Source organism: Methanosphaerula palustris E1-9c (genome assembly GCF_000021965.1).
Classification (GTDB): domain Archaea; phylum Halobacteriota; class Methanomicrobia; order Methanomicrobiales; family Methanospirillaceae; genus Methanosphaerula; species Methanosphaerula palustris.
In genome coordinates this window covers 2,128,440-2,146,906 of the sequence record NC_011832.1, presented here as the reverse complement: position 1 = coordinate 2,146,906, position 18,467 = coordinate 2,128,440, and the positions used below count along the sequence as shown (strand labels likewise).

Genomic DNA, 18,467 nt, shown 5'->3' with positions numbered 1-18,467 from the left:
CGAATAATAGTGAATGCTCATTCCTGGAGGCGCCTACCGCCACCAATTTCAAATCCCCTACTGCTCATCGGACCACTACCCAGTGGTCCGGTTCTGTTCAATCCTGGCACAGAAATCCTACAGGCATCGGTTCAGGTGCCATAATTACTCATATGAGCATAAATAATTAAAGACATCTGTTGGGGCAACACCCCGGGGAGCGGGAATACGTCGGTATCCGGTTTCGATCATCATACTCTAGTTGTAACCCCACGCCGGTCTCCCGAAGCGGGGCGACCTTCGCAGCGAGGGCGGTGCAGTGGCAGGTGTGAAGAACGGCGAGGTTCCGGTCTTTCAGATACCTGAGCGTCCTGTCAATCTGCAGGCCGGTACCCCTTTTGCCGCTTGCGACGGCGATCTTCAATGCCTGGCCCTCCTCTGTGGTACCGTCTCCATCACCTTACGCAGTCTCTTCAAGCGTTCCCTTCTTACACTGCTCGAAGGCATCCATGACCGATCCGCCGGCCTTGTAGGTGTACATGCCAATTCCAGCTGAAGCCAGGACGGCCTGTGCATTTCCTCCGACCAGACCGCTGACCAGGGCATCCACCTTGTGAGCGATCAACAACTGTGCGACCCTGGGGCCGACACCTCCTGTCTCTGCCGCCAACGGGTTCTTGATAGCTTCAAAGGTCCGGTTCTCACGCTCCATGATGATAAAATACGGTGCCCGTCCGAACCGTTCTTCGACCATTGCAGCTGGTGTCACTCCTTTTGCGGTTATACAGATCTTCATCATCCTGCTCCGTTATTTATTACTCATATGGGCATAATGGATAAACCTATGGATACAGGATCCGAAAGCCGGATGTGATGACGGCGGCAGACACGTCGGCAATGGAATCGGGACGTGCGCTCTTCAGATTCAGTCCCCCCCACTGCAAGGTCTGCGAGACGTTCCCCTACGATAATGACTGGCCCAGGTCAGGTCTCCTCGGTAATATCGATCTCTTCTATCATTTTTTCCGAGGGTTCTATCCGGATTTCAACATCCTTCTTAAGCCGGGTCGATGGATGGTAGCGATGCTGGAGCTGCACCGGCTGGATCGGCGAAGACCCGCGAATGATAAGCCGGAATAAAAAAAGAGATTGTCCTTCCGCCCATTCAGGCGAAGACGACCCTGTGATGTTGGCATAGTCGCCTGGGAACTTCAACACAAGCCGGTGCTTCCCGGCCGGCATCTGGTTTTCGACCAGGTCTCCTGTCGGATTGGGAAGGGGGAGTTTGTGGCGATCATCGGTCGGAACGGAGCAGGAAAGTCGACGATGGGCTGACACCTGATCGGATTTCTCCAGGCGACCGAGGGGCGGGTCCTCCTCGGTGATCGGGACGTACACCATGAGTCCATATGGCTTCGCTTGCCCGTACGGTCGGCTACCCCTTTCAGAACCCGGACAACCAGCTCTTCATGGACACGGTCACCCGTGAGATCGGGTTTGGGCTGGTGAACTACGGTGTCGTCAATCTGAAAGAACGCATTGCGAACGTAATTATGGAGGCCGGGTTTGAACCATTCGCGAGCAGCCCCCCCTTGTCCCTCTCGCGTGGCCAGCGTCAACGGGACCCCGTCCGATCTCTTCTCCTGATCGTCTGTTCTTGTGGAACTCGAATGGGAGCCGCCGATCACGATCCGACTCTGCCGAACACTGGGCCTGCCTCAGTACCTCTCTCCTGAAGACCAGGTTCCCGCCGGCGATACCCTGCGCTCTTAACAGGGATGATTCTACGAAAAAGTATCGAAAAAATGGATCAGAGGAGCCCGAAGGACTTCAGGGTGACCTCTGGGTTTACTGCGCCGACGTGGTAGACCACACCCTCGGTCAGCTCGTTGATGATGACCTCTGCCGGGGAGAAGAGCGACGTATCGATCTTGTAGAAGTCGAACTCTGCCTCCTTGAAGATATCATAGAACGGCTTGCCGTAACCCTTGGACTTGTTGGATGGGATCTTGTCCAGGTAATCCTTGATCTCGGGTGCCTTCATCGTCAGCAGGATTCTACCGTGGTAGATGGTCGCGTCGTTGGTGCAGCCCATTGCACGGGTCGCGTCCTTCTTCACCGGTGGAATCGGTGCAGACCCGATCGCCGAGATGATCTTGGTGGTGTCGAAGCCGAGCTCGTTCAGCTTGTAGATGGCCGTCTCGACACAGCGGCCTGAGACCTGGATCGAACCGACCGGCGATGCCGTCGGGGCGACGACCGCGCAGACATTGCCGACATCCACATGGCACTCTGCTGCGATCTTCTCCATCACCTCGCCGTTGGGCAGGTGGTCGCTCTCGAGGGCGATCACGGCCGAGTCGAAGTCGTCCTCGTAGCCGATCACCTCATAGGTGTGCTTCGGCTTGAGGGCGAGCGCCCGTGCCGGTCCGCTTCCCATCGCAAAGTAGTTGCCCACCTTGACCGTCCAGCCGGCCTTCTGTGCCCCCAGGCACGAGATCGAGGGGAAATCGGTGTTCACGTCGATGAATGGCATCGGGATCCCGCTGATCTCGCCCATCCTGAAGTTGACCTCGCCGAGGCCACCCATACAGATCTCGGTGAAGGCACGCCCTGCAGAGTATCCTCCGCGTGTGCTTACACCACAGTCAACAATACGTGCCCCATTGCCAAGTTCATGGTAGGCGGCATTAAACTCCTCTGCAAATTCTGCTAAATTCTCAAAAATCTCTAATGCTAATTCATTCACACTGAGCACAGGTAAACCCCCTTATGCCAATAAGGACGGTTGCAGAATAGATAAGATTTTTCAAAATGATCTCAAAAACCGGTCACTTCAGGGTGTCGAGCACCAACTGGGGGTCGTACCTGAGGGTCAGCAGGCGTGAACGGCCACGCCCTCCCCGATATCTGATATCGACCAGATGCATCGCTTCGAACTTGCTGATCATCTCATAGATCCGGGTATAGCCATAGGGGAGGTTATCCCCGACCGAGCGGGAGAACTCCCCGACTGAGATCTCGCTCTCCTGTTGTGACTGCTCTGCGAGCAACCGGAGGAGCACCTTCTCCTCCTCTTTGAACGTCCGGATCGTGGCGAGCAGGTGCAGGGACGTGGAGGCCTCGAAGGCCTTACAGACATCACCCTCCTCGATCACCCGCCGCGCCGCGGTCTCTGCATGCAGTCCGGCCCGCTTTAAGAGGTCGATCCCGACCCGGAGGTCGCCGGCATTCATCGTCCTGTCGACCACGAGGTCCAGCACTGCTTCAGGGAGCACGTTCGGATAGAACCCCTGTTCTGCCCGGTCTGAGAGGATCTGTTTGGCCTCGACACAGGTGTAGGGGGGAAAGTAGATCTCGTTCGGTCGGAAGACCGACTGGACCCGCTGATCGATCCTGCTCATCAGGTCCACCGAGAGGTCGCTGATGATCGTGATCACCCCGATCCTGGTATCCGGATAGACCTCGTGGGACCGGAGGAGCGTGTAGAGCACCTTGTTGATCTCGTTCTCATAGAGCAGGTAGTTCGCATCGTCGAGGGCGACCACCAGCACCGTTCCGTCCTGCTCCAGGATCTTTCCGATCGAGTCGAAGACCCGCTTCGAGGAGAGGCCGGTGGAACGGGGGAGATGGCCGGAGAGCCGGTAGTAGATCTGGGAGAAGATCCCGAACTGGGTGTTGTCGATCTGGCAGTTCACATAGACCGGGACCAGTTTCCTGGTGCTCTCCTCGATCTCAGAAAAGACCTTCTTGACACTGGTCGTCTTTCCGGTGCCCGGCACACCTTTGACGAGCGTGTTCAGCGGCCGGGACCCGGAGATCCCGGGTCTGAGCTGGTAGACGAGCTCGCGCATCTGCTCCTCGCGGAAGTGGATCTCGTCGGGGACGAAGTCGACTTCAAAGACCTCGTGGTCCTTGAAGAGCGTCTCGTCCCACATCAACGGTCGTACGGTCATATCCCTTTCTGTGCTGCTGCACCCCCCCTCGTCATGCGGTCTTCATGCAGGCCTTGCAGAGCGTCCTGCTCATGAAGAGCTGCGACATCTTCTGTTCAGAGGAGCTGACCGCGCAGCCGCAGATCTCACAACTGGCCCCGGATGGTGCAGCCTGTGATGGAGCCGTGGGCGCAGCCACCGGTGCCGCAACAGGCGCCGGCGCCGGGGGGGCCTGGGTCGGGGTTGGAGCCACTGGTGTGGGCTCAGGCTGAATCGCCGGTGCAGGCTTCTCCTCTTTCTTTGGCTTTTCAGGCTTCTGCGCCGGGAACGTCTTTGATCTGGTTGTTTCCTTCGCTGGCACCGCCGGCTCAGTGGCCGGGGTCGGAGTTGGTGCCGGGGCCGCTTCTGCGGGTGGCGTCAGGGGCTGCTGCACGGGCAAGGGGGCGGGCACTTCCATTTCAGGCCACTCCGGTTCAGGTTCCTGGGAATAGAGGGCCGGCTCTAGAGTGGAGGCTGAGCCGTCCCCCGTGGATAAAACCCTGGCCCGGTATTTCTCGATCAGCGCAATGGTGGCAGGGTTCCCTCTTCCAAAATTGGTGAGCGTCTGGTCGAGGAATCCGACCAGATCCTTCACTTCCTGCTGGTCGGCAACCTCTCCGGTCACCTCGAGGCGCAGGTTCTCGTAATTCTCCAGATTGACCGTGATCCCGATCGTGAGGCTCTTCTTCCCTGGCATAGTATCAATAGTGATAGGATTCTTATTTATCTCTGACTATGGGGGTGGAACCCCATGATCCTGACCAGGACCGGGCAGATGATGAGAGTTACCCCCACTGATGATGGTGATGAGGCTGGGGTCTGATGCCGTTCTGATCAGGAGAAGAGTTCCGTCAGGAACAGATCCCCCCGGATCATCCCGAGCGACCCGTTCGCCGCCGCTTCTTCTGAGAATACTTCTGTCTCATCCTTTCCCTTTCCGAGCACTGCACAGGGGACCGGACCTCGCGTATGGGTCTTCAGCCGGATTGGGGTGGCATGGTCGGGGAGCACGGCAATCACGCCGTCGAAGCCGGCCATGATGGTGCCGATCATCTCGTCGACCCGTTCGATCGCCTTCACCTTCTCCTTGAGCGAGCCGAGATGCCCGGCCTCGTCCGGGGCCTCGACATGCAGGTACAGAAAGTCGAGGTCTTTGAGCGCCTCGATGGCATACCGGGCCTTGGCCTGGTAGTCGGTGTCCAGGTAACCGGTCGCCCCGGGGACGGTGATCACCTTCATATCCGCGTACCGGGCGATCCCGTTCAGCAGGTCGACCGCCGAGATCATCCCGCCCTTCTTTCCGTACTTCTCCTGAAATGGGATCAGAGCCGGGCGCTTGCCACCGCTCCACGGCCAGATCATCGTCGCAGCCGGCAATCCCCTGGCCAGGCGGTCCCGGTTCACCGGGTGATCGGCGAAGACCTCGATGCTCTTCTCGATGCAGGCCCGAAGCAGTGGTGCATCCTCACCGTGCGGCAGGTACTGCTCGATCTCCTCGCCGACGATGTCGTGGGGTGCCTTTCCCTCGGCCCCCCTCCCCCTGTCGACGACCAGCAGATTCCGGTAACTGACCCCTGAGACGAGCTTCACCTCCGGCAGGTACTCCTGCAGGGATTTGAACAGGGCCGCCCCCTCGGCTGAGGTGATATGCCCGGCGCTGAAGTCCTGCATCACCCCGTCTCTGATCGTGACCAGGTTGCAGCGGTAGGCGATCTGGTCGTCGGTCAGGTCGACCCCCATGTTCACGGCCTCGAGTGGACCCCGGCCGGTATAGAACCGGGCCGGATGATAGCCGAGGATCGAGAGGTTGGCGACATCGCTGCCGGGTTCAAAACCGTCCGGGACCGTCTGCACCTGCCCGGACCTCCCCTCGCGTGCGATCCGATCCATGTTCGGGGTGTTCGCATAGGCGAGCGGCGTCCGGTTACCCAGCTCCGGGATCGGTTCGTCGGCCATTCCGTCTCCGAGGACGAGCAGGTACTTCACGCCTGGTCCTCCAGCATCGCCTGCATCGCGACCTCCATACTCTCCCGTGAGTTGATCGTCGGCGTCCAGCCGAGTGTCTTCAGCCGGTCGACGGCGAGCTGCATCTTCGGAACATCTCCCACCCATCCCCGCTTGCCGCCGGTGTAGTGGTAGGTGACCCCGGGGAGCTCCATCGCCGCCACGACCAGGTCGGCGATCCCGGTCACATCGATCCAGTCCTCTGAACCGATGTTGTAGGTGTTGACGGTCTGGTCTGTATGGGCGAGGACATAGAGGATCGCCTCGACACAGGCGTGCACCTCGATGTATGACTTGGTCTGGGTCCCGTCCCCAAGGATCTCAAGGTCTGTCGGGTTCTGCTTCAACTTGTGCATGAAGTCCCAGAGGATCCCGTGGTTGGAGCGGGCCCCGATGACGTTGGCGAACCGGAAGACCCAGGCCTTCATCTGAAACGAGTGGCAGTAGGCCGAGATGATCGCTTCAGAGGCGAGTTTCCCTGCACCATAGACCGATATCGGTTCCATCGGGGTGTACGACTCCGGGGTCGGGATCACGGTCGCCTCGCCGTAGACGGTGGAGGTGGAGGTGAAGATCAGGTTGCTGACATGCTGCTCCCGCATCGCCTCGAGCACCCGCTCGGTCATCACGACACTGTACCGGAACATTGCGTCAGGTGAGGATGCCCCGCCCCGAACATCGGGGTCTGCGGCGATGTGGAAGACCCGGTCGGCCCCGGCGATCGTCTGCTGCCATCCGTCCGCGAGCAGGTCGGCTGTAAGGATCTCAACCTGTCCGGACCGCTCGGCCGCCGCCAGGTTCGTCCGGTCCCCTGTACTCAGATCATCGATCACCAGCACGCGGTCACCCTGCGCCACCAGTGCATCCACAATGTGGGATCCGATAAATCCGGCCCCGCCTGTCACCACACTGAACATCATAGGATATTATGTATCCACCTCTATAGGAGTACTGCTATGTTCATTGGGATCGACCATGGGACGACGGCGATGCGGTTTGCCGGCGACGGCGCATCGTTCAAGATCTCCCGTGAAGAGGCGCGGACGTTTGAGGTCTCTGCACTTGAAAAACTCTGCCCGCTCGATGAGATTGAAGGAATCGCCGTCTGCTACTCGATGGGAGACGGGATCAGCGCGATCACCCCGATCGAACAGGTCGACAACCGGGGTGTCGTCAGCAGGGACGGGGCCGGCGAGCATATCGGTGGCGGGACCCGGGTCTATGATGCTATACGGGAGAGCGGCCTTCCTGCCCTGGTGATCCCCGGACTGCACCGGAACTCCCCGACCGATCCGCGGTTCAAGGCCTACTCGCACCAGACCAGCCCGGAGAAGATCGGGATCGCCTACAAAGCCTTCCTCGACCAGGGGCCCGACCTGGTGATCTCTGACATCTCCTCCAACACCGTGACCCTGCTGGTCACCGGAGGTACGATCACCGGCGCCTTCGACGCCTGCATCTTCGCCCCCGGCACCCGTCATGGTGCGCTGGACGTCGACGCGATCCGTCGTATCGACGGCGGCGAGTGCACCGCCAACGAAGCCTTCCTCTCGGCCGGCGTCGGGTGTCGGATGCCGGAAGAGGAGCAGGTCCGGACCGTTGCGATGTTTGCGGCGATGGAGTGTGCGGCCATGCTGCTGCTCAATCGGTCGGCGAAGGTCGTGCTCGCCGGATCCCTGGCTCCGGCAGTTGCCCCGGAGGTCGCCGAACTGCTGCAGATGCAGCCGGTGGTCTATGATGAATGGGCCGCTGCCGGGGGACTCTCCCTGATTGCGCGGGATGTCTTTCATGGGAGGAAGGAGATACTCGGGCTGGTCGTCAAGCTGTAGATTTATATTGATTTATCATGTAAGATTATGGGAGGATCTATGCAAGAGCTTCGTATTCATGGGAGAGGCGGGCAGGGCTCGGTCACTGCTGCTGAACTCATTGCGGTCGCCGCATTTGAGGGGGGAATGTTTGCCCAGGCATTTCCTGCGTTCGGGGTTGAACGGCGCGGTGCACCGGTCCAGGCCTTTGTCCGTTTCAGTGACAGTACAATTCGACTGCGAAGCCAGGTCTACGAGCCTGACTTCGTGATCGTCCAGGACAGCACGCTGATCAAGGACGTCGATGTCTTTAAAGGACTCAAGAAGGGTGGCATTGCGATCATCAACACCGAGAAGGCGTTGCAGTCCGCTGTCCCCGAAGGGGTCAGACTGATCACGATCGATGCCACCTCGATCGCGCTGGAGGTGCTCGGGTTGCCGATCACCAACACTGCACTGATGGGAGCGTTCGCCGCGGCCACCGGGATCATCGGGTTCGAGACCCTGACCAAGGCTCTGAACGGCCGCTTCAAGGGACCGCTTGCAGAGAAGAACATCGAAACAGCACGCCGCGCATACCTGCAGGTCAAGGGTGAGCAGTGATGGGGCTCAATGTCGGTTGTGTAGCGCCCCCCGGGGCTGCGAGGGATAACAAGACCGGTTCATGGCGGGTCTTCTCACCACGGTTCAAGCATGAGAAGTGCACGAAATGCGGGCTCTGCCAGTTGATCTGCCCGGAGGGGTGCGTCAAGCAGGAAGGGGACATGTTTGTTCCTGACTACGAGTTCTGCAAGGGCTGCGGGCTCTGTGCAGAGGAGTGCCCGGTCAAAGATATCGAGATGGTGCAGGAGGAGAAGTAGATGTTAAAAATTCTGGAAGGATCGATTGCCGTTGCAGAGGCGGTCAAGCAGTGCAGACCGCAGGTGATCGCCGCCTATCCGATCACGCCGCAGACGCATATCGTCGAGGCGCTGGCAGATATCGTCGCGAACGGAGAACTCGACTGCGAATACATCACTGTTGAGAGCGAGTTCTCAGCGCTCTCGGCCTGTCTCGGTGCGAGCGCTGCCGGCTCCCGGACCTACTCTGCGACCACCTCCCAGGGGCTGGCCCTGATGTTCGAGGTCTGCTTCAACGTGGCCGGTCTCCGGCTCCCGATCGTGATGACGATCGCGAACCGTGCGCTCGGCGCCCCGCTCTCGATCTGGAACGATCAGCAGGACTCGATCTCTCTGCGTGATTCTGGCTGGCTTCAGTTCTATGCAGAGGATAACCAGGAGGCGACAGATCTCCATTATATCGCATACCGCGTCGCCGAGCACCACGATGTGCTCCTCCCGGCGTTCGTCTGCTTTGACGGGTTCATCCTCTCCCACACCTACGAGCCGGTCGATATGCTCTCCCAGGAGGACGCCGACCGGTTCATGAAGCCGTTCGATCCGCTGTACCGGCTCGACGCTGCCGCCCCGGTCAGTATGGGGATGTATGCGACGCCTGAATATTATCTCGAGTTCAGGTACGAGCACGACCAGGCCCAGCACCGGGCCAAGAAGATCATTGCAGAGGTCGGGCGCGAGTTTGGTGAACTCTTCGGCAGGGACTACAGTGCCCTGGTCGAGGGGTACCGGCTTGAGGACGCTGAGGTGGCGCTGGTCGCGATGGGTTCGCTCTGCGGCACCACCAAGGATGCGATCGACGAGATGCGGGCGGCCGGCAAGAAGGTCGGGCTGTTGAAGATCCGGACGTTCCGGCCGTTCCCGACCGAGGAGGTTGCGGCAGCGCTCAAGCATGTCCAGACCGTCGCGGTCCTCGACAAGAACATCTCGCTCGGAGCCAAGGGCGCGGTCGCCCTTGAGGTGAAGGACGCGCTCTACAACTCGGGGGTCCGGGTCTTCGACTATATCCTCGGGCTTGGTGGACGGGATGTCCGCAAGCGGGACATCGCTGCAATCGTTGAACTTGCCGAGTCCGGAAAAGGGGACCTGTTCTATGGTCTCCGCACGGAGGTGCTCTAACATGGTGGACAAGACCTGTGAACTCTTTGACTGCGGCCATCGGGCCTGCGGTGGATGTGGGGCTGCGCTTGCAGGACGCCTGCTGATGAAAGGGGCTGGAGAGAATACGATCGTCGTCGCGTCGACCGGGTGTATGGAGGTCTTCTCGACTCCGTATCCCGAGACGGCCTGGAAGGTTCCGTGGATCCATTCGCTCTTTGAGAATGCATCGGCGGTCGCATCCGGGATCGAAGCCTCGCTGAAGCGGCAGGGACGGACCGAGAAGGTTGTGGTCGTTGCCGGTGACGGGGCGACCCTTGATATCGGAGTGCTCTGCATCAGCGGCGCCTTTGAGCGCGGTCACGATTTCACCTACATCTGCTACGACAACGAGGCATACATGAACACCGGGATCCAGCGGTCGGGGGCGACTCCGTTCGATGCGTCGACCACGACCTCTCCGGCCGGCAAGTGTTCGTTCGGGAACCAGCACCCGAAGAAGGACTTCCCGCGAATCCTTGCGGCCCACGGTTCTCCCTACGTGGCCACCGCTTCGATCGCCTACCCGGCAGACTTTATGCAGAAGGTCGAGAAGGCCATCGCAACGAAGGGGCCGACCTATATCCAGGTGCACGCGCCCTGCTGCACCGGCTGGGGCTTTGATGGTTCAAAGACCCTCGCCATCGGCAAGCTCGCCATCGAGACTGGTCTTTGGGTGAACTATGAGATGATCGACGGCGAGGTGACCAGGGTGAAGAAGGTGGTCAGGAAGCCGGTCGAGGAGTACTTGAAAGAACAGAAGCGGTTCCGCCACCTCTTCAAGCCGGTTCGTCAGGAAGAGGAGATCGCCAAGATCCAGGCGATCGCCGATGCGAACGCGGCGAAGTTCGGGATCGATATCAAACTCAAGAAGTAGGACGCCCCGAGGGCGGCCGGCTTCTCATCCTCTCTTTTTCGTGGTCCAGATCCACTTCTGATCTGCTATACCTATATTCTTCCGACCTGAATCTGTACAGGTGAGAGACGAGGATCTGGACTGGTGTCTGTTTGCGCTGCTTGAACAGGCCGGCGATCTGCCGGTCGCCACGCTGATCGACAGGAGTGGCCTTGCAGCAGAACAGGTCATTCCATCGATAGAACGACTGATAAACCTCCATATGATCGAGCACGTGGATGGGGTCGTACACCTGATTCCAGTCGGGCAGATGCGGCTCGAGAACATCTGCAGATACAGCAACGACTTCCCGGTCACGATTGAGAACGGCGTGATTCGGGTGAAGGACGAGCGGCGGTGAGATGATGGGACGGATCGTTATCCTTCGGATCGGGCACCGGCCTGAACGCGACCAGCGCGTGACCACCCATGTGGGGCTGACGGCGCGGGCGCTCGGTGCACAGGGGATGTACTTGGCTGCCGACGATAAGGGGGTTGTCGAGTCGATCACCGACGTGGTGAGCCGGTGGGGGGGGACCTTCTTCATCGAGGATAAGGTCTCCTGGAAGCGGTGTATCGCCGACTGGAAGGCGGCCGGGGGGAAGGTCGTCCATCTGACCATGTACGGCATCAACCTCCCCGATGCGATCGGAGGGATTCGGGAGGTGGATGGCGATCTGCTGGTGATCGTCGGTGCCGAGAAGGTTCCCGGCGAGATCTACGGGCTTGCGGACTTCAATGTGGCCGTGACCAACCAGCCCCATTCCGAGATCTCAAGCCTGGCCATCTTCCTCGATCAGTTTGCAGAGGGGCGGGAGTTGAACCTCGAGTTCAAGGACGCCCACATCATCGTCCATCCCTGCCCACTTGGAAAGAGGACTGAGGAGCGGTGAAGGGAAACGTCCTTGTCGCAGGGTTTACGACACGCCATGTCGCACGCTCTGCGGCCGCTGCCGGGTACCGGGTCACCGCCGTCGACCACTTCTGCGATCAGGACCTGAGCTGGTATACGGACGAACAGATCCGGTTCGATGATCTCGACGATCTCCCTGATGCGATCGAGGGGATCTGCCAGCGGCACCAGTTCGACTTCATGGTCGTCACCTCGGGGGCGGAGACCGTCGACTGCCCGGTCCCGCTGATGGGAACGCCGGCAGTGCAGGTCGAACCGTTCCTCGACAAGGGGATGATGCAGGAGTTCTTTGAAGGACTGGAGATGCCGATCCCACCAAGGGCAGCACCGGGCACCTACCCGGTCTTTCTCAAGCCGCTGACCGGGGCTGGCGGCTGGCGGAATGCGATCGTACACAGCATTGACGAGGAACGGGCCTGGGAGGCGCTCTTCCCCGGAGCCCCATACCTGGCCCAGGAGATCGTCGACGGGGTGCCGGCGAGTGTCTCCTGTATTGGCGACGGGTCGAGGGCGGTGGCTGTGGCGGTGAACCGGCAGGTGATGCGCGGCGGGGACGAGGCGGCGTTCGGGTTCTCGGGATCGATGACCCCGTTCGACACGCCGATGGCTGCAGAGATGGTCAGGGTTGCCGAACAGGTGGTCGCAGCCAGCGGGTGCGTCGGGTCGGTCGGGGTCGACTTCATTGTTGGGGATGATCTTCACCTGATCGAGATCAATCCGCGGTTCCAGGGGACCGTCGACACCGTCGAGATGGCCACCGGATGCAACCTCTTCGATCTCCATGTCGCTGGATGCGAAGGGCGTCTGCCCGTTCTCCCGCCACGGGTGGCGGGGCGGTACGCGGTTCGGTCGATCCTCTTTGCAGAAGAGGAACTGGTCGTCACGGGAGACCTCACCGGTCTGGCCCCGATCGTCGCGGATATCCCCTGGCCGGGGACGGTGATCGAGGAGGGCGGAGCGATCGTCAGCGTGTACGGGCAGGGGCCGACTGAGGCCCAGGCACGCGCCTCGCTGGATAACAATATTATCACTGTGCGTACATATATGAGCCAATGGTAGCCACCGCTGAATTGCTGAACGATCCTGCGATCAGGTCATATCTGCTCCGCCTGATCAAAGACGAGGGGATTGCGCTCATTGAGAGATTTCCCGACGAAGGTGAGCACAGCGACGAGGAACTCGCCGAGGTCACCCATATCAACCTGAATACGGTCAGGCATACCCTCTATACCCTCTATGAGAAGCGGCTCGCCGAGTACCGACGGATCAAGAACAATGAGACCGGCTGGCTGACCTACCTCTGGCAGCTCCGCCTCGATATGATCTATACCTCGATATCCGAGGATATGGAGTTGATCCAGGAGAAACTCCGTAAAAAAGAGCGTTATGAAGAGGAGAACGATTTCTTCCGGTGCAACGATTGCGGCCTTTTGCTGACCTTCAACCTTGCGATGGACCATGACTTCACCTGCTCAGAGTGCGGGGGGACAATGGGCCACTTTGACAACGAGGTCCTGCTCGCAGCGTTGAAGCGGCGCAGAGTTGCGATTGGAGAGTCCCTTGGGCATGAGTGAGAAGAACGAACGATATATCGAACTCCTCCGGGCGGCTGGATGCAGCCGCTCGGTGATCCGGCACTGCTCGGTCGTCGCAGCCACTGCAGCTGCCCTTTCAGCAGAGTCCCCTTTTTTTGATCACGATCTGGTGGAAGCCGGGGCGTTCCTTCATGACATCGGTCGTTCGGTCACCCACAGCATTGGGCATGCACAGGCCGGCGCAGACCTCTGCCGGTCCCTCGGGCTCGGTGAGGACCTCGCGCGGATTGTCGAATGTCATACCGGTGCAGGTCTGACGGCGGACGAGTGCATCCAGCTCGGGCTCCTCCCGATCGACTGTATGCCCTCGACCCCCGAGGGCGCGCTGGTGGCCTGTGCTGACAACCTGGTCAGGGGTGAACAGGTGATCACCATCGAAGAGCGGTTAGATATGGCGTACGCGCTGAGTCGGAAGGTTCGGATGCGGATGTACCGGCAGCACCAGTACCTGCAGATGCTCATATGATCAGGTGTTTGGTCTCGGGTAGAGCCCGCAGCTCTTCGATCGTACCGGGCGGTAATGTTCCTTCGATGATGATCACGAGCCGGGGGGCTTCGACGAAGTAGGGATCGGTCACAAAGATCTGCCGGATTGTCAGGTCGTGGTCGGTCAGCACCTTCACGGCTGCGCCCACAATCCCCTTTCTGCTCGCATCGACCGGGATCACCGTGATCACGGTCAGACCGAGACATCCGGCTACCTTGGAGAGGTCTGGTGTGGCCTGCATGGAAAGGAAGATCTGCCCCAGGGTTGAGTGTTCAAGGATCCGGTGGACCGTGGCGTCGACGACACGCCGGTCTGATGAGGTGGCTGCTGCAATCTGCGTGGCCGGGATTGGGATCCCATTGCAGACCACCTTCCCCGATTCGTTGACCCCAAACCCGTTCTCAAGCATGAATTTTATAATTCTGGCCTGGGATGGTGAGTCCGAGAATTCTTCCATGATCTCTGCCCACATGCGTACAAAGTACTCAGGGCCGCTATAAAAACACCATACCCCCGGCGCTTTCTGCTGGATCTCTCCAAAAGATCCATGGAAAGGTGCAATAGATCGGAAAATTGTGGATAACCTATTTTAGCAAGTACATCCTTTTTGTTATAGCACAAAGGCGCGAGGGTTGCCGAGCTAGGTCAAAGGCGCAAGGTTGAGGGCCTTGTCACGCAGGTGTTCGGGCGTTCGAATCGCCTCCCTCGCATTGCTCGTTTTTCATTCATCGCTAAATCTGTAGTGAAACTTGCATCTGCTCGTATCTCAAAGAATTGAAATTGCGGCGCCTTTGTCACGCATCCTGCTTGAAGAAAAGGGGAATCGGCCAGCTCATCATCAATAGAAAGTATATTCCGAGAAGTACCGATGAATTTTTGAGGTACACTCCCCTCCTGGCAATGATGGCGAACGGGAAGGCCCGGATAGATCGGAATGGATGTCATACGAGATCATGCGACACCTCACATCTACCTTATACCTGATATACTTTATAAAAGCAATATACATGGATGGAAGAGAAGAGCTATGACTCACTCAAGATCGAGAATATCGTCGCATCAGGAGCGATCGCTGATTCAATAGATCTCGTCGAGGTATCAAAGAAGATACCGGGTTGTGAACTCAATACCAAGCGTTTCCCGGGAGCGGTGTTCAGGATTGAGAAACCAAAGATCGCCTCTCTGATCTTTTCTTCGGGTAAGATTGTGCTGACCGGGGGTCGGAACAATCAGGCTCTGGTCGATGGTCTGGATATCATTGTGGCCGCACTCAAAGAGGCGGGGGTGAACACCTTCGATGTGCCGCTTGTTGCAGTCACCAATGTTGTCTGTTCCTATAATCTCGGTAAGTATATCAACCTGAACCGGGTCGTGATCACCTTAAACCTTGAGAACATCGAGTACGAGCCTGAACAGTTCCCTGGTCTGGTCTATCGGATCAAGGATCCAAAGATCGTGGCCCTGCTCTTCAGTTCAGGGAAGATCATCCTGACTGGCGGCACGAATCTCACGGACATCAAGCGCGGAGTCGACTTTTTGGAGCAGAAACTCGAATCGATTATATAATCGCCAGAATTGGTGAGTCAGAGCATGGTCCACTCTGCCATAGATGAGCACACGCGATGGTGAGATCGTATCAGGTGATCGTTTTAACCAGTCTTTGGAACCTGTCCAGACTGGTCGACCTCTGATGGACCAAAAAAGAATTAGAGTGGAACGCTGGTCAGGACGATCTCGATGCTGGAGATATTGGTCTTGCCGCTGTCGGTCTCGATCTCCTCGGTCGAGGTGATGATCTCCTTCTTTCTGACTCCTTCAAGGAACCTATCCCGGGCGATCTCCCCGGTGTCGACGGCCCGCGATATCGCTTTTCCCCTGGCTGTGATGATGACTTCGGTGGCTCCATTGCTGAACTGCGTCACCCTGCAAGAAAATAGTTCATCACTGGCTTGTTTCCTGCGAAAACGGTGTTGTCCTTGTTCATAACTCACCTTTTAGAGATACTTCTTCGTCGCGATCTGGCGTTCAGCACTGAAGCGCCGGCTGCGCCGCGTATCGTGTTATGTCCGAGTGCAATGAAGCGGAGCCTCTCTCTGATCCTGTCGACAGAGACAGTCATGCCACCTCTGATTCGGTCAAGCTGTGGTTTGGGGTGGCCGTAGACCTGCTGATCCCAACTGAGTCCCCGCGATGATGAAGGTAATCAACTGGGCCATTGACCTGGCTCTTGTCATGATGCTCTATGAAGGCAGGTTCTCTATTGGTGAGATTGGGATCATGAGGTGGGGAGATCTCATGTTTGACAGAATCAGATTCAGGGTCTGGTCAGTCAGAGACGATCCGGAACACGGGCCATTTCAGGCGACGGTCGGGTTCCCAGAAACAATGAATCGTCTGTCAATCAAGAGAAGGAAGGGATAGCCCCGTCGCAGGGTGCGGACGTCATTTATCCACCCTTGATTTGAAATTTTCGTTGGGAAGGGTGAAGAAGAATGTACTCCCCTCACCAGGCTTTGACTCAACCCGGATCCGGCCGCCGTGTCGTTCGACGATTCTCTTGACGATTGCAAGCCCGATCCCGGTCCCTTCGTACTCGTCGATCGTATGGAGCCGGCGGAACATCTCGAAGATCCGGTCGAAGAACTCAGATTCGATCCCGATCCCATTGTCCCTGACTGAGAACTCCCACCAGTCGCCGTATCGTTCGGCTGAGATAGTGATCACTGGTGGCACCTCCGGCCGCCGGTACTTGATCGCATTCCCGATCAGGTTCGTGAAGACCTGTTCGAGCTGCGACGGATCAGCCATGACGATCGGCAACGGGTCGACGGTCACCACGGCACTGATCTCATGGATTGGGGTTTCGAGCGAGCGAATGGAATCGGCGACCACCGTGCGAGCATCAGTCGGGGCGAACGGTTGTGCCTGTGTCTCGATCCGGGAGACCTGGAGCAGATCTTTGATCAGATTCTGCATCCGCACGCCGCCATCGACGATGAATCGGATGTACTCATCGGCGTCCTTATCGAGCTTCCCCCTATATCGGCGATTGAGGAGCTCGCTGAAACTGACGATCGAGCGCAGTGGCTCCTGGAGATCGTGGCTCGCCACATAGGCATACCGTTGCAGTTCCTCGTTGCTTGCCATCAGTTTTTCGGCATATTCTTCCTGGGTGGCCTCAAACTGTTTTCGCTCGGTGATGTCCAGGAGAAGTCCGAGTACCCGAAGCGGCCGCCCGGCATTGTCGTACTGTCCCAGACCAGTCTTTTCTATCCATCGGATCTCGCCGTCAGCCCGTCGTATCCGACATTCGAAGCTCCAGTTGCTCTGGCTTGCGAAGGCATCGCAAAAAACCTTCCTGACCATCTCCCGGTCTTCAGGAAGAACGTGGTCGAAGAAGATCTTCAGGTTCCAGGTGGATGGTGGCGTTTCGTACCCGAAGATCTGGTCGTGTCGGAGGGACCGCCATGAGGTGTGGTTGACCATGTCGCAGTCCAACGTCCCCATCCCGGAGATGTCGAGAGCGAGGGCGAGGCGCGCCTCGCTCTCGCGGAGCATCTTTTCGGTGGTCATGAGTTCCTCGTTGTTCATTTCCATCTCCTCCTGGGCGGCGGTGAGTTCTTCGTTGAGCGCGTTGAGTTCCTCGTTGAGTCCGTTGAGTTCCTCGTTTGAATGAATCAGAGCCAGTTCTGCATGCTTCCGCTTGGTGATGTCGATCCAGTACCCGAGGAATTCCACCGGCTGATCATTTGCATCACGGCCCACTCTTGCTTCATCATGTGTCCAGCGGTATGTCCCGTCCTTTCCAAGGAGACGGTATTCAGCGGTGGCGGTGCCATCTTTGATCAGCCGATGTAATCTCTCAAAGACGTGTTCTCGGTCATCCGGGTGGATATGATCTGGCCAGAACGCCGGATCATCCATGAACTCGTGTGCCTCATAGCCCAGTTGCAGCTGGACATTATCAGAAATAAAGGTCACATTGAAGTCACCGGATGCGCTGCACCGGTAGAGTACAACTGGGGTACTGGATACTAAGAATGCGAGCTGGGCCTGAGCCTCTTTTAACGCTTCCTCCGCATGTTTTCTCGCTGCGATATTTTTGAATTCCTCGTCCGCGCCGGTAATTGCGTTGGTAACGAGGCCGGCAACTGCGAGATAGATATTGAGTAATTCTTTTGGGATGGGATCGGATGTCCTGTGGCCGATCAGCATTACCGCTGCCGTCTGATTCTCCCATGTGATCGGTAAAAAAACCGTTGCAAACGGTTTTGGGATATCGATATGCTGGGCAGCAAGAAACCCTGTTTCCAGGACCTCGGTAATGATCATTTCTGTTTCTCTCGTCTGTATTGCAGTACCCGGCACACCATCTGGTAAAATCCAGTGGTGGCCTTCTATCCCGCCGTTATTCCCTGGTTCAAAGAATCCGACAAGGTCAGCACCAAAGAACCTGATCAGTACCCTGCCGGTTTCGCTCAGGATATCCTGCCGTGTGGTCAGGTTCGGGATGTACTGTGCAGTCCTGATAAATGCCTGAAAATATTCCTGAGTATTGCGAAATGGCTTATCCATCTTGTTTTCATCCCAGTAGTTAACTAATACGGTAAAACGCCCAGATATGCTTTTGATTATTTTTATCAGAGCAGAATGGGGAGATCTATACGATACTTGCAGGCTACCCCCATCATGGTCCTGCAAACAGGGATTAAATCTGTACTCAAACATCCTACGTTCATCCGAAAGAATGTTGTGACCTGGCCGCTGTCGCTCTAAACC

At 58.0% G+C, this 18,467-nt stretch carries 23 protein-coding genes, 1 tRNA gene and 1 pseudogene; 14 read left to right on the top strand and 11 right to left on the bottom strand.

The window, feature by feature from the left end; genetic code table 11:
• Positions 1-166 precede the first annotated feature (166 nt).
• The 3 genes from MPAL_RS17020 to MPAL_RS17685 form a co-directional block, all read right to left on the bottom strand.
• Positions 167-403, bottom strand: coding sequence for a hypothetical protein (locus MPAL_RS17020; RefSeq protein WP_012618644.1), 237 nt, complete (start codon positions 401-403; stop codon positions 167-169).
• 36 nt (positions 404-439) lie between these two features.
• Positions 440-778 (bottom strand): NifB/NifX family molybdenum-iron cluster-binding protein, encoded by a 339-nt coding sequence (locus tag MPAL_RS10105; protein ID WP_236610373.1) that lies wholly within the window; start codon positions 776-778, stop codon positions 440-442.
• Between the two features lie 185 nt (positions 779-963).
• On the bottom strand, positions 964-1,380 hold the full coding sequence (locus MPAL_RS17685) for a hypothetical protein (protein ID WP_052292250.1): 417 nt from the start codon (positions 1,378-1,380) through the stop codon (positions 964-966).
• Between the two features lie 8 nt (positions 1,381-1,388).
• Between MPAL_RS17685 and MPAL_RS14655 the strand changes: the two genes are divergently transcribed.
• A complete protein-coding gene (locus MPAL_RS14655) occupies positions 1,389-1,715 on the top strand; it encodes an ATP-binding cassette domain-containing protein (protein ID WP_052292249.1) in 327 nt (108 codons plus the stop codon).
• 74 nt (positions 1,716-1,789) lie between these two features.
• On the opposite strand, the gene mch is transcribed toward MPAL_RS14655, so the two are convergent.
• The 5 genes from mch to MPAL_RS10070 form a co-directional block, all read right to left on the bottom strand.
• A complete protein-coding gene (gene mch, locus MPAL_RS10090; RefSeq protein ID WP_012618642.1) occupies positions 1,790-2,737 on the bottom strand; it encodes a methenyltetrahydromethanopterin cyclohydrolase in 948 nt (315 codons plus the stop codon).
• Positions 2,738-2,810: 73 nt separating this feature from the next.
• Positions 2,811-3,935, bottom strand: a complete 1,125-nt coding sequence (locus MPAL_RS10085; protein ID WP_012618641.1) for an ORC1-type DNA replication protein — start codon at positions 3,933-3,935, stop codon at positions 2,811-2,813.
• Positions 3,936-3,966: 31 nt separating this feature from the next.
• Positions 3,967-4,650, bottom strand: coding sequence for a hypothetical protein (locus tag MPAL_RS10080; protein ID WP_012618640.1), 684 nt, complete (start codon positions 4,648-4,650; stop codon positions 3,967-3,969).
• Between the two features lie 137 nt (positions 4,651-4,787).
• The gene (locus tag MPAL_RS10075) at positions 4,788-5,939 is read right to left on the bottom strand and encodes a cofactor-independent phosphoglycerate mutase (RefSeq protein WP_012618639.1); all 1,152 of its coding nucleotides are present in this window, start codon (positions 5,937-5,939) and stop codon (positions 4,788-4,790) included.
• Positions 5,936-6,877, bottom strand: a complete 942-nt coding sequence (locus MPAL_RS10070; RefSeq protein ID WP_012618638.1) for an NAD-dependent epimerase/dehydratase family protein — start codon at positions 6,875-6,877, stop codon at positions 5,936-5,938. The genes MPAL_RS10075 and MPAL_RS10070 overlap by 4 nt, the downstream gene beginning before the upstream one ends.
• Before the next feature lie 36 nt (positions 6,878-6,913).
• On the opposite strand from MPAL_RS10070, the gene MPAL_RS10065 reads away from it, so the two are divergent.
• The 10 genes from MPAL_RS10065 to MPAL_RS10020 all read left to right on the top strand — a co-directional run bounded on the left by MPAL_RS10065 (position 6,914) and on the right by MPAL_RS10020 (position 13,667).
• Complete coding sequence (locus MPAL_RS10065) at positions 6,914-7,786, top strand: methanogenesis marker 12 protein (protein ID WP_012618637.1); 873 nt, start codon at positions 6,914-6,916, stop codon at positions 7,784-7,786.
• Positions 7,787-7,825: 39 nt separating this feature from the next.
• Positions 7,826-8,368 carry a pyruvate ferredoxin oxidoreductase subunit gamma gene (locus MPAL_RS10060; protein WP_012618636.1) on the top strand — a complete coding sequence of 181 codons (543 nt, stop codon included), beginning with the start codon at positions 7,826-7,828 and terminating at the stop codon, positions 8,366-8,368.
• Positions 8,368-8,625, top strand: coding sequence for a 4Fe-4S binding protein (locus MPAL_RS10055; protein WP_012618635.1), 258 nt, complete (start codon positions 8,368-8,370; stop codon positions 8,623-8,625). Before MPAL_RS10060 ends, MPAL_RS10055 begins: the two co-directional genes overlap by 1 nt.
• A complete protein-coding gene (gene porA / locus MPAL_RS10050; RefSeq protein ID WP_012618634.1) occupies positions 8,626-9,780 on the top strand; it encodes a pyruvate synthase subunit PorA in 1,155 nt (384 codons plus the stop codon).
• 1 nt (position 9,781) lies between these two features.
• Entirely contained in the window at positions 9,782-10,675 is an 894-nt protein-coding gene (locus tag MPAL_RS10045; protein ID WP_012618633.1) for a thiamine pyrophosphate-dependent enzyme, read from the top strand.
• 100 nt (positions 10,676-10,775) lie between these two features.
• A complete protein-coding gene (locus tag MPAL_RS10040; protein ID WP_012618632.1) occupies positions 10,776-11,054 on the top strand; it encodes a hypothetical protein in 279 nt (92 codons plus the stop codon).
• A 4-nt stretch (positions 11,055-11,058) separates the two neighbouring features.
• A complete protein-coding gene (locus tag MPAL_RS10035; protein WP_012618631.1) occupies positions 11,059-11,586 on the top strand; it encodes a tRNA (cytidine(56)-2'-O)-methyltransferase in 528 nt (175 codons plus the stop codon).
• A complete protein-coding gene (locus tag MPAL_RS10030; RefSeq protein ID WP_012618630.1) occupies positions 11,583-12,665 on the top strand; it encodes an ATP-grasp domain-containing protein in 1,083 nt (360 codons plus the stop codon). Before MPAL_RS10035 ends, MPAL_RS10030 begins: the two co-directional genes overlap by 4 nt.
• Positions 12,659-13,180, top strand: coding sequence for a transcription factor (locus tag MPAL_RS10025; protein WP_012618629.1), 522 nt, complete (start codon positions 12,659-12,661; stop codon positions 13,178-13,180). The genes MPAL_RS10030 and MPAL_RS10025 overlap by 7 nt, the downstream gene beginning before the upstream one ends.
• A complete protein-coding gene (locus tag MPAL_RS10020; protein WP_012618628.1) occupies positions 13,173-13,667 on the top strand; it encodes an HDIG domain-containing metalloprotein in 495 nt (164 codons plus the stop codon). Before MPAL_RS10025 ends, MPAL_RS10020 begins: the two co-directional genes overlap by 8 nt.
• On the opposite strand, the gene MPAL_RS10015 is transcribed toward MPAL_RS10020, so the two are convergent.
• Positions 13,660-14,160: a hypothetical protein gene (locus MPAL_RS10015; protein ID WP_012618627.1), complete on the bottom strand. Its 501-nt coding sequence runs from the start codon at positions 14,158-14,160 to the stop codon at positions 13,660-13,662. The genes MPAL_RS10020 and MPAL_RS10015 overlap by 8 nt on opposite strands.
• 153 nt (positions 14,161-14,313) lie before the next feature.
• On the opposite strand from MPAL_RS10015, the gene MPAL_RS10010 reads away from it, so the two are divergent.
• Positions 14,314-14,398: transfer RNA gene (locus MPAL_RS10010), tRNA-Leu, on the top strand.
• Between the two features lie 301 nt (positions 14,399-14,699).
• Entirely contained in the window at positions 14,700-15,254 is a 555-nt protein-coding gene (locus MPAL_RS10005; protein WP_012618626.1) for a TATA-box-binding protein, read from the top strand.
• Between the two features lie 140 nt (positions 15,255-15,394).
• Here MPAL_RS10005 and albA read toward each other — a convergent pair.
• Positions 15,395-15,672 (bottom strand): annotated as a pseudogene (gene albA / locus MPAL_RS10000) (DNA-binding protein Alba).
• Positions 15,673-15,878: 206 nt separating this feature from the next.
• Here albA and MPAL_RS09995 point away from each other — a divergent pair.
• The gene (locus tag MPAL_RS09995; protein ID WP_012618625.1) at positions 15,879-16,109 is read left to right on the top strand and encodes a hypothetical protein; all 231 of its coding nucleotides are present in this window, start codon (positions 15,879-15,881) and stop codon (positions 16,107-16,109) included.
• 21 nt (positions 16,110-16,130) lie between these two features.
• Here MPAL_RS09995 and MPAL_RS14650 read toward each other — a convergent pair whose 3' ends face one another.
• The gene (locus MPAL_RS14650) at positions 16,131-18,263 is read right to left on the bottom strand and encodes a sensor histidine kinase (protein ID WP_052292248.1); all 2,133 of its coding nucleotides are present in this window, start codon (positions 18,261-18,263) and stop codon (positions 16,131-16,133) included.
• Positions 18,264-18,467: the final 204 nt, after the last annotated feature.

What these genes read in the sequence shown, in the direction of transcription:
- MPAL_RS10065 (WP_012618637.1), top strand. Translation starts at nt 6,914, where the DNA reads ATGTTCATTGGGATCGACCATGGGACGACGGCGATGCGGTTTGCCGGC.
- MPAL_RS10080 (WP_012618640.1), bottom strand. Translation starts at nt 4,650, where the DNA reads ATGCCAGGGAAGAAGAGCCTCACGATCGGGATCACGGTCAATCTGGAG.
- MPAL_RS10105 (WP_236610373.1), bottom strand. Translation starts at nt 778, where the DNA reads ATGATGAAGATCTGTATAACCGCAAAAGGAGTGACACCAGCTGCAATG.
- MPAL_RS17685 (WP_052292250.1), bottom strand. Translation starts at nt 1,380, where the DNA reads ATGGTGTACGTCCCGATCACCGAGGAGGACCCGCCCCTCGGTCGCCTG.
- MPAL_RS10085 (WP_012618641.1), bottom strand. Translation starts at nt 3,935, where the DNA reads ATGACCGTACGACCGTTGATGTGGGACGAGACGCTCTTCAAGGACCAC.
- MPAL_RS10035 (WP_012618631.1), top strand. Translation starts at nt 11,059, where the DNA reads ATGGGACGGATCGTTATCCTTCGGATCGGGCACCGGCCTGAACGCGAC.
- MPAL_RS10045 (WP_012618633.1), top strand. Translation starts at nt 9,782, where the DNA reads ATGGTGGACAAGACCTGTGAACTCTTTGACTGCGGCCATCGGGCCTGC.
- MPAL_RS10025 (WP_012618629.1), top strand. Translation starts at nt 12,659, where the DNA reads ATGGTAGCCACCGCTGAATTGCTGAACGATCCTGCGATCAGGTCATAT.
- porA (WP_012618634.1), top strand. Translation starts at nt 8,626, where the DNA reads ATGTTAAAAATTCTGGAAGGATCGATTGCCGTTGCAGAGGCGGTCAAG.
- MPAL_RS14650 (WP_052292248.1), bottom strand. Translation starts at nt 18,263, where the DNA reads ATGGATAAGCCATTTCGCAATACTCAGGAATATTTTCAGGCATTTATC.
- MPAL_RS14655 (WP_052292249.1), top strand. Translation starts at nt 1,389, where the DNA reads ATGGCTTCGCTTGCCCGTACGGTCGGCTACCCCTTTCAGAACCCGGAC.
- MPAL_RS09995 (WP_012618625.1), top strand. Translation starts at nt 15,879, where the DNA reads ATGATGAAGGTAATCAACTGGGCCATTGACCTGGCTCTTGTCATGATG.
- MPAL_RS10020 (WP_012618628.1), top strand. Translation starts at nt 13,173, where the DNA reads ATGAGTGAGAAGAACGAACGATATATCGAACTCCTCCGGGCGGCTGGA.
- MPAL_RS10055 (WP_012618635.1), top strand. Translation starts at nt 8,368, where the DNA reads ATGGGGCTCAATGTCGGTTGTGTAGCGCCCCCCGGGGCTGCGAGGGAT.
- MPAL_RS10005 (WP_012618626.1), top strand. Translation starts at nt 14,700, where the DNA reads ATGGAAGAGAAGAGCTATGACTCACTCAAGATCGAGAATATCGTCGCA.
- MPAL_RS10060 (WP_012618636.1), top strand. Translation starts at nt 7,826, where the DNA reads ATGCAAGAGCTTCGTATTCATGGGAGAGGCGGGCAGGGCTCGGTCACT.
- MPAL_RS10070 (WP_012618638.1), bottom strand. Translation starts at nt 6,877, where the DNA reads ATGATGTTCAGTGTGGTGACAGGCGGGGCCGGATTTATCGGATCCCAC.
- MPAL_RS10015 (WP_012618627.1), bottom strand. Translation starts at nt 14,160, where the DNA reads ATGTGGGCAGAGATCATGGAAGAATTCTCGGACTCACCATCCCAGGCC.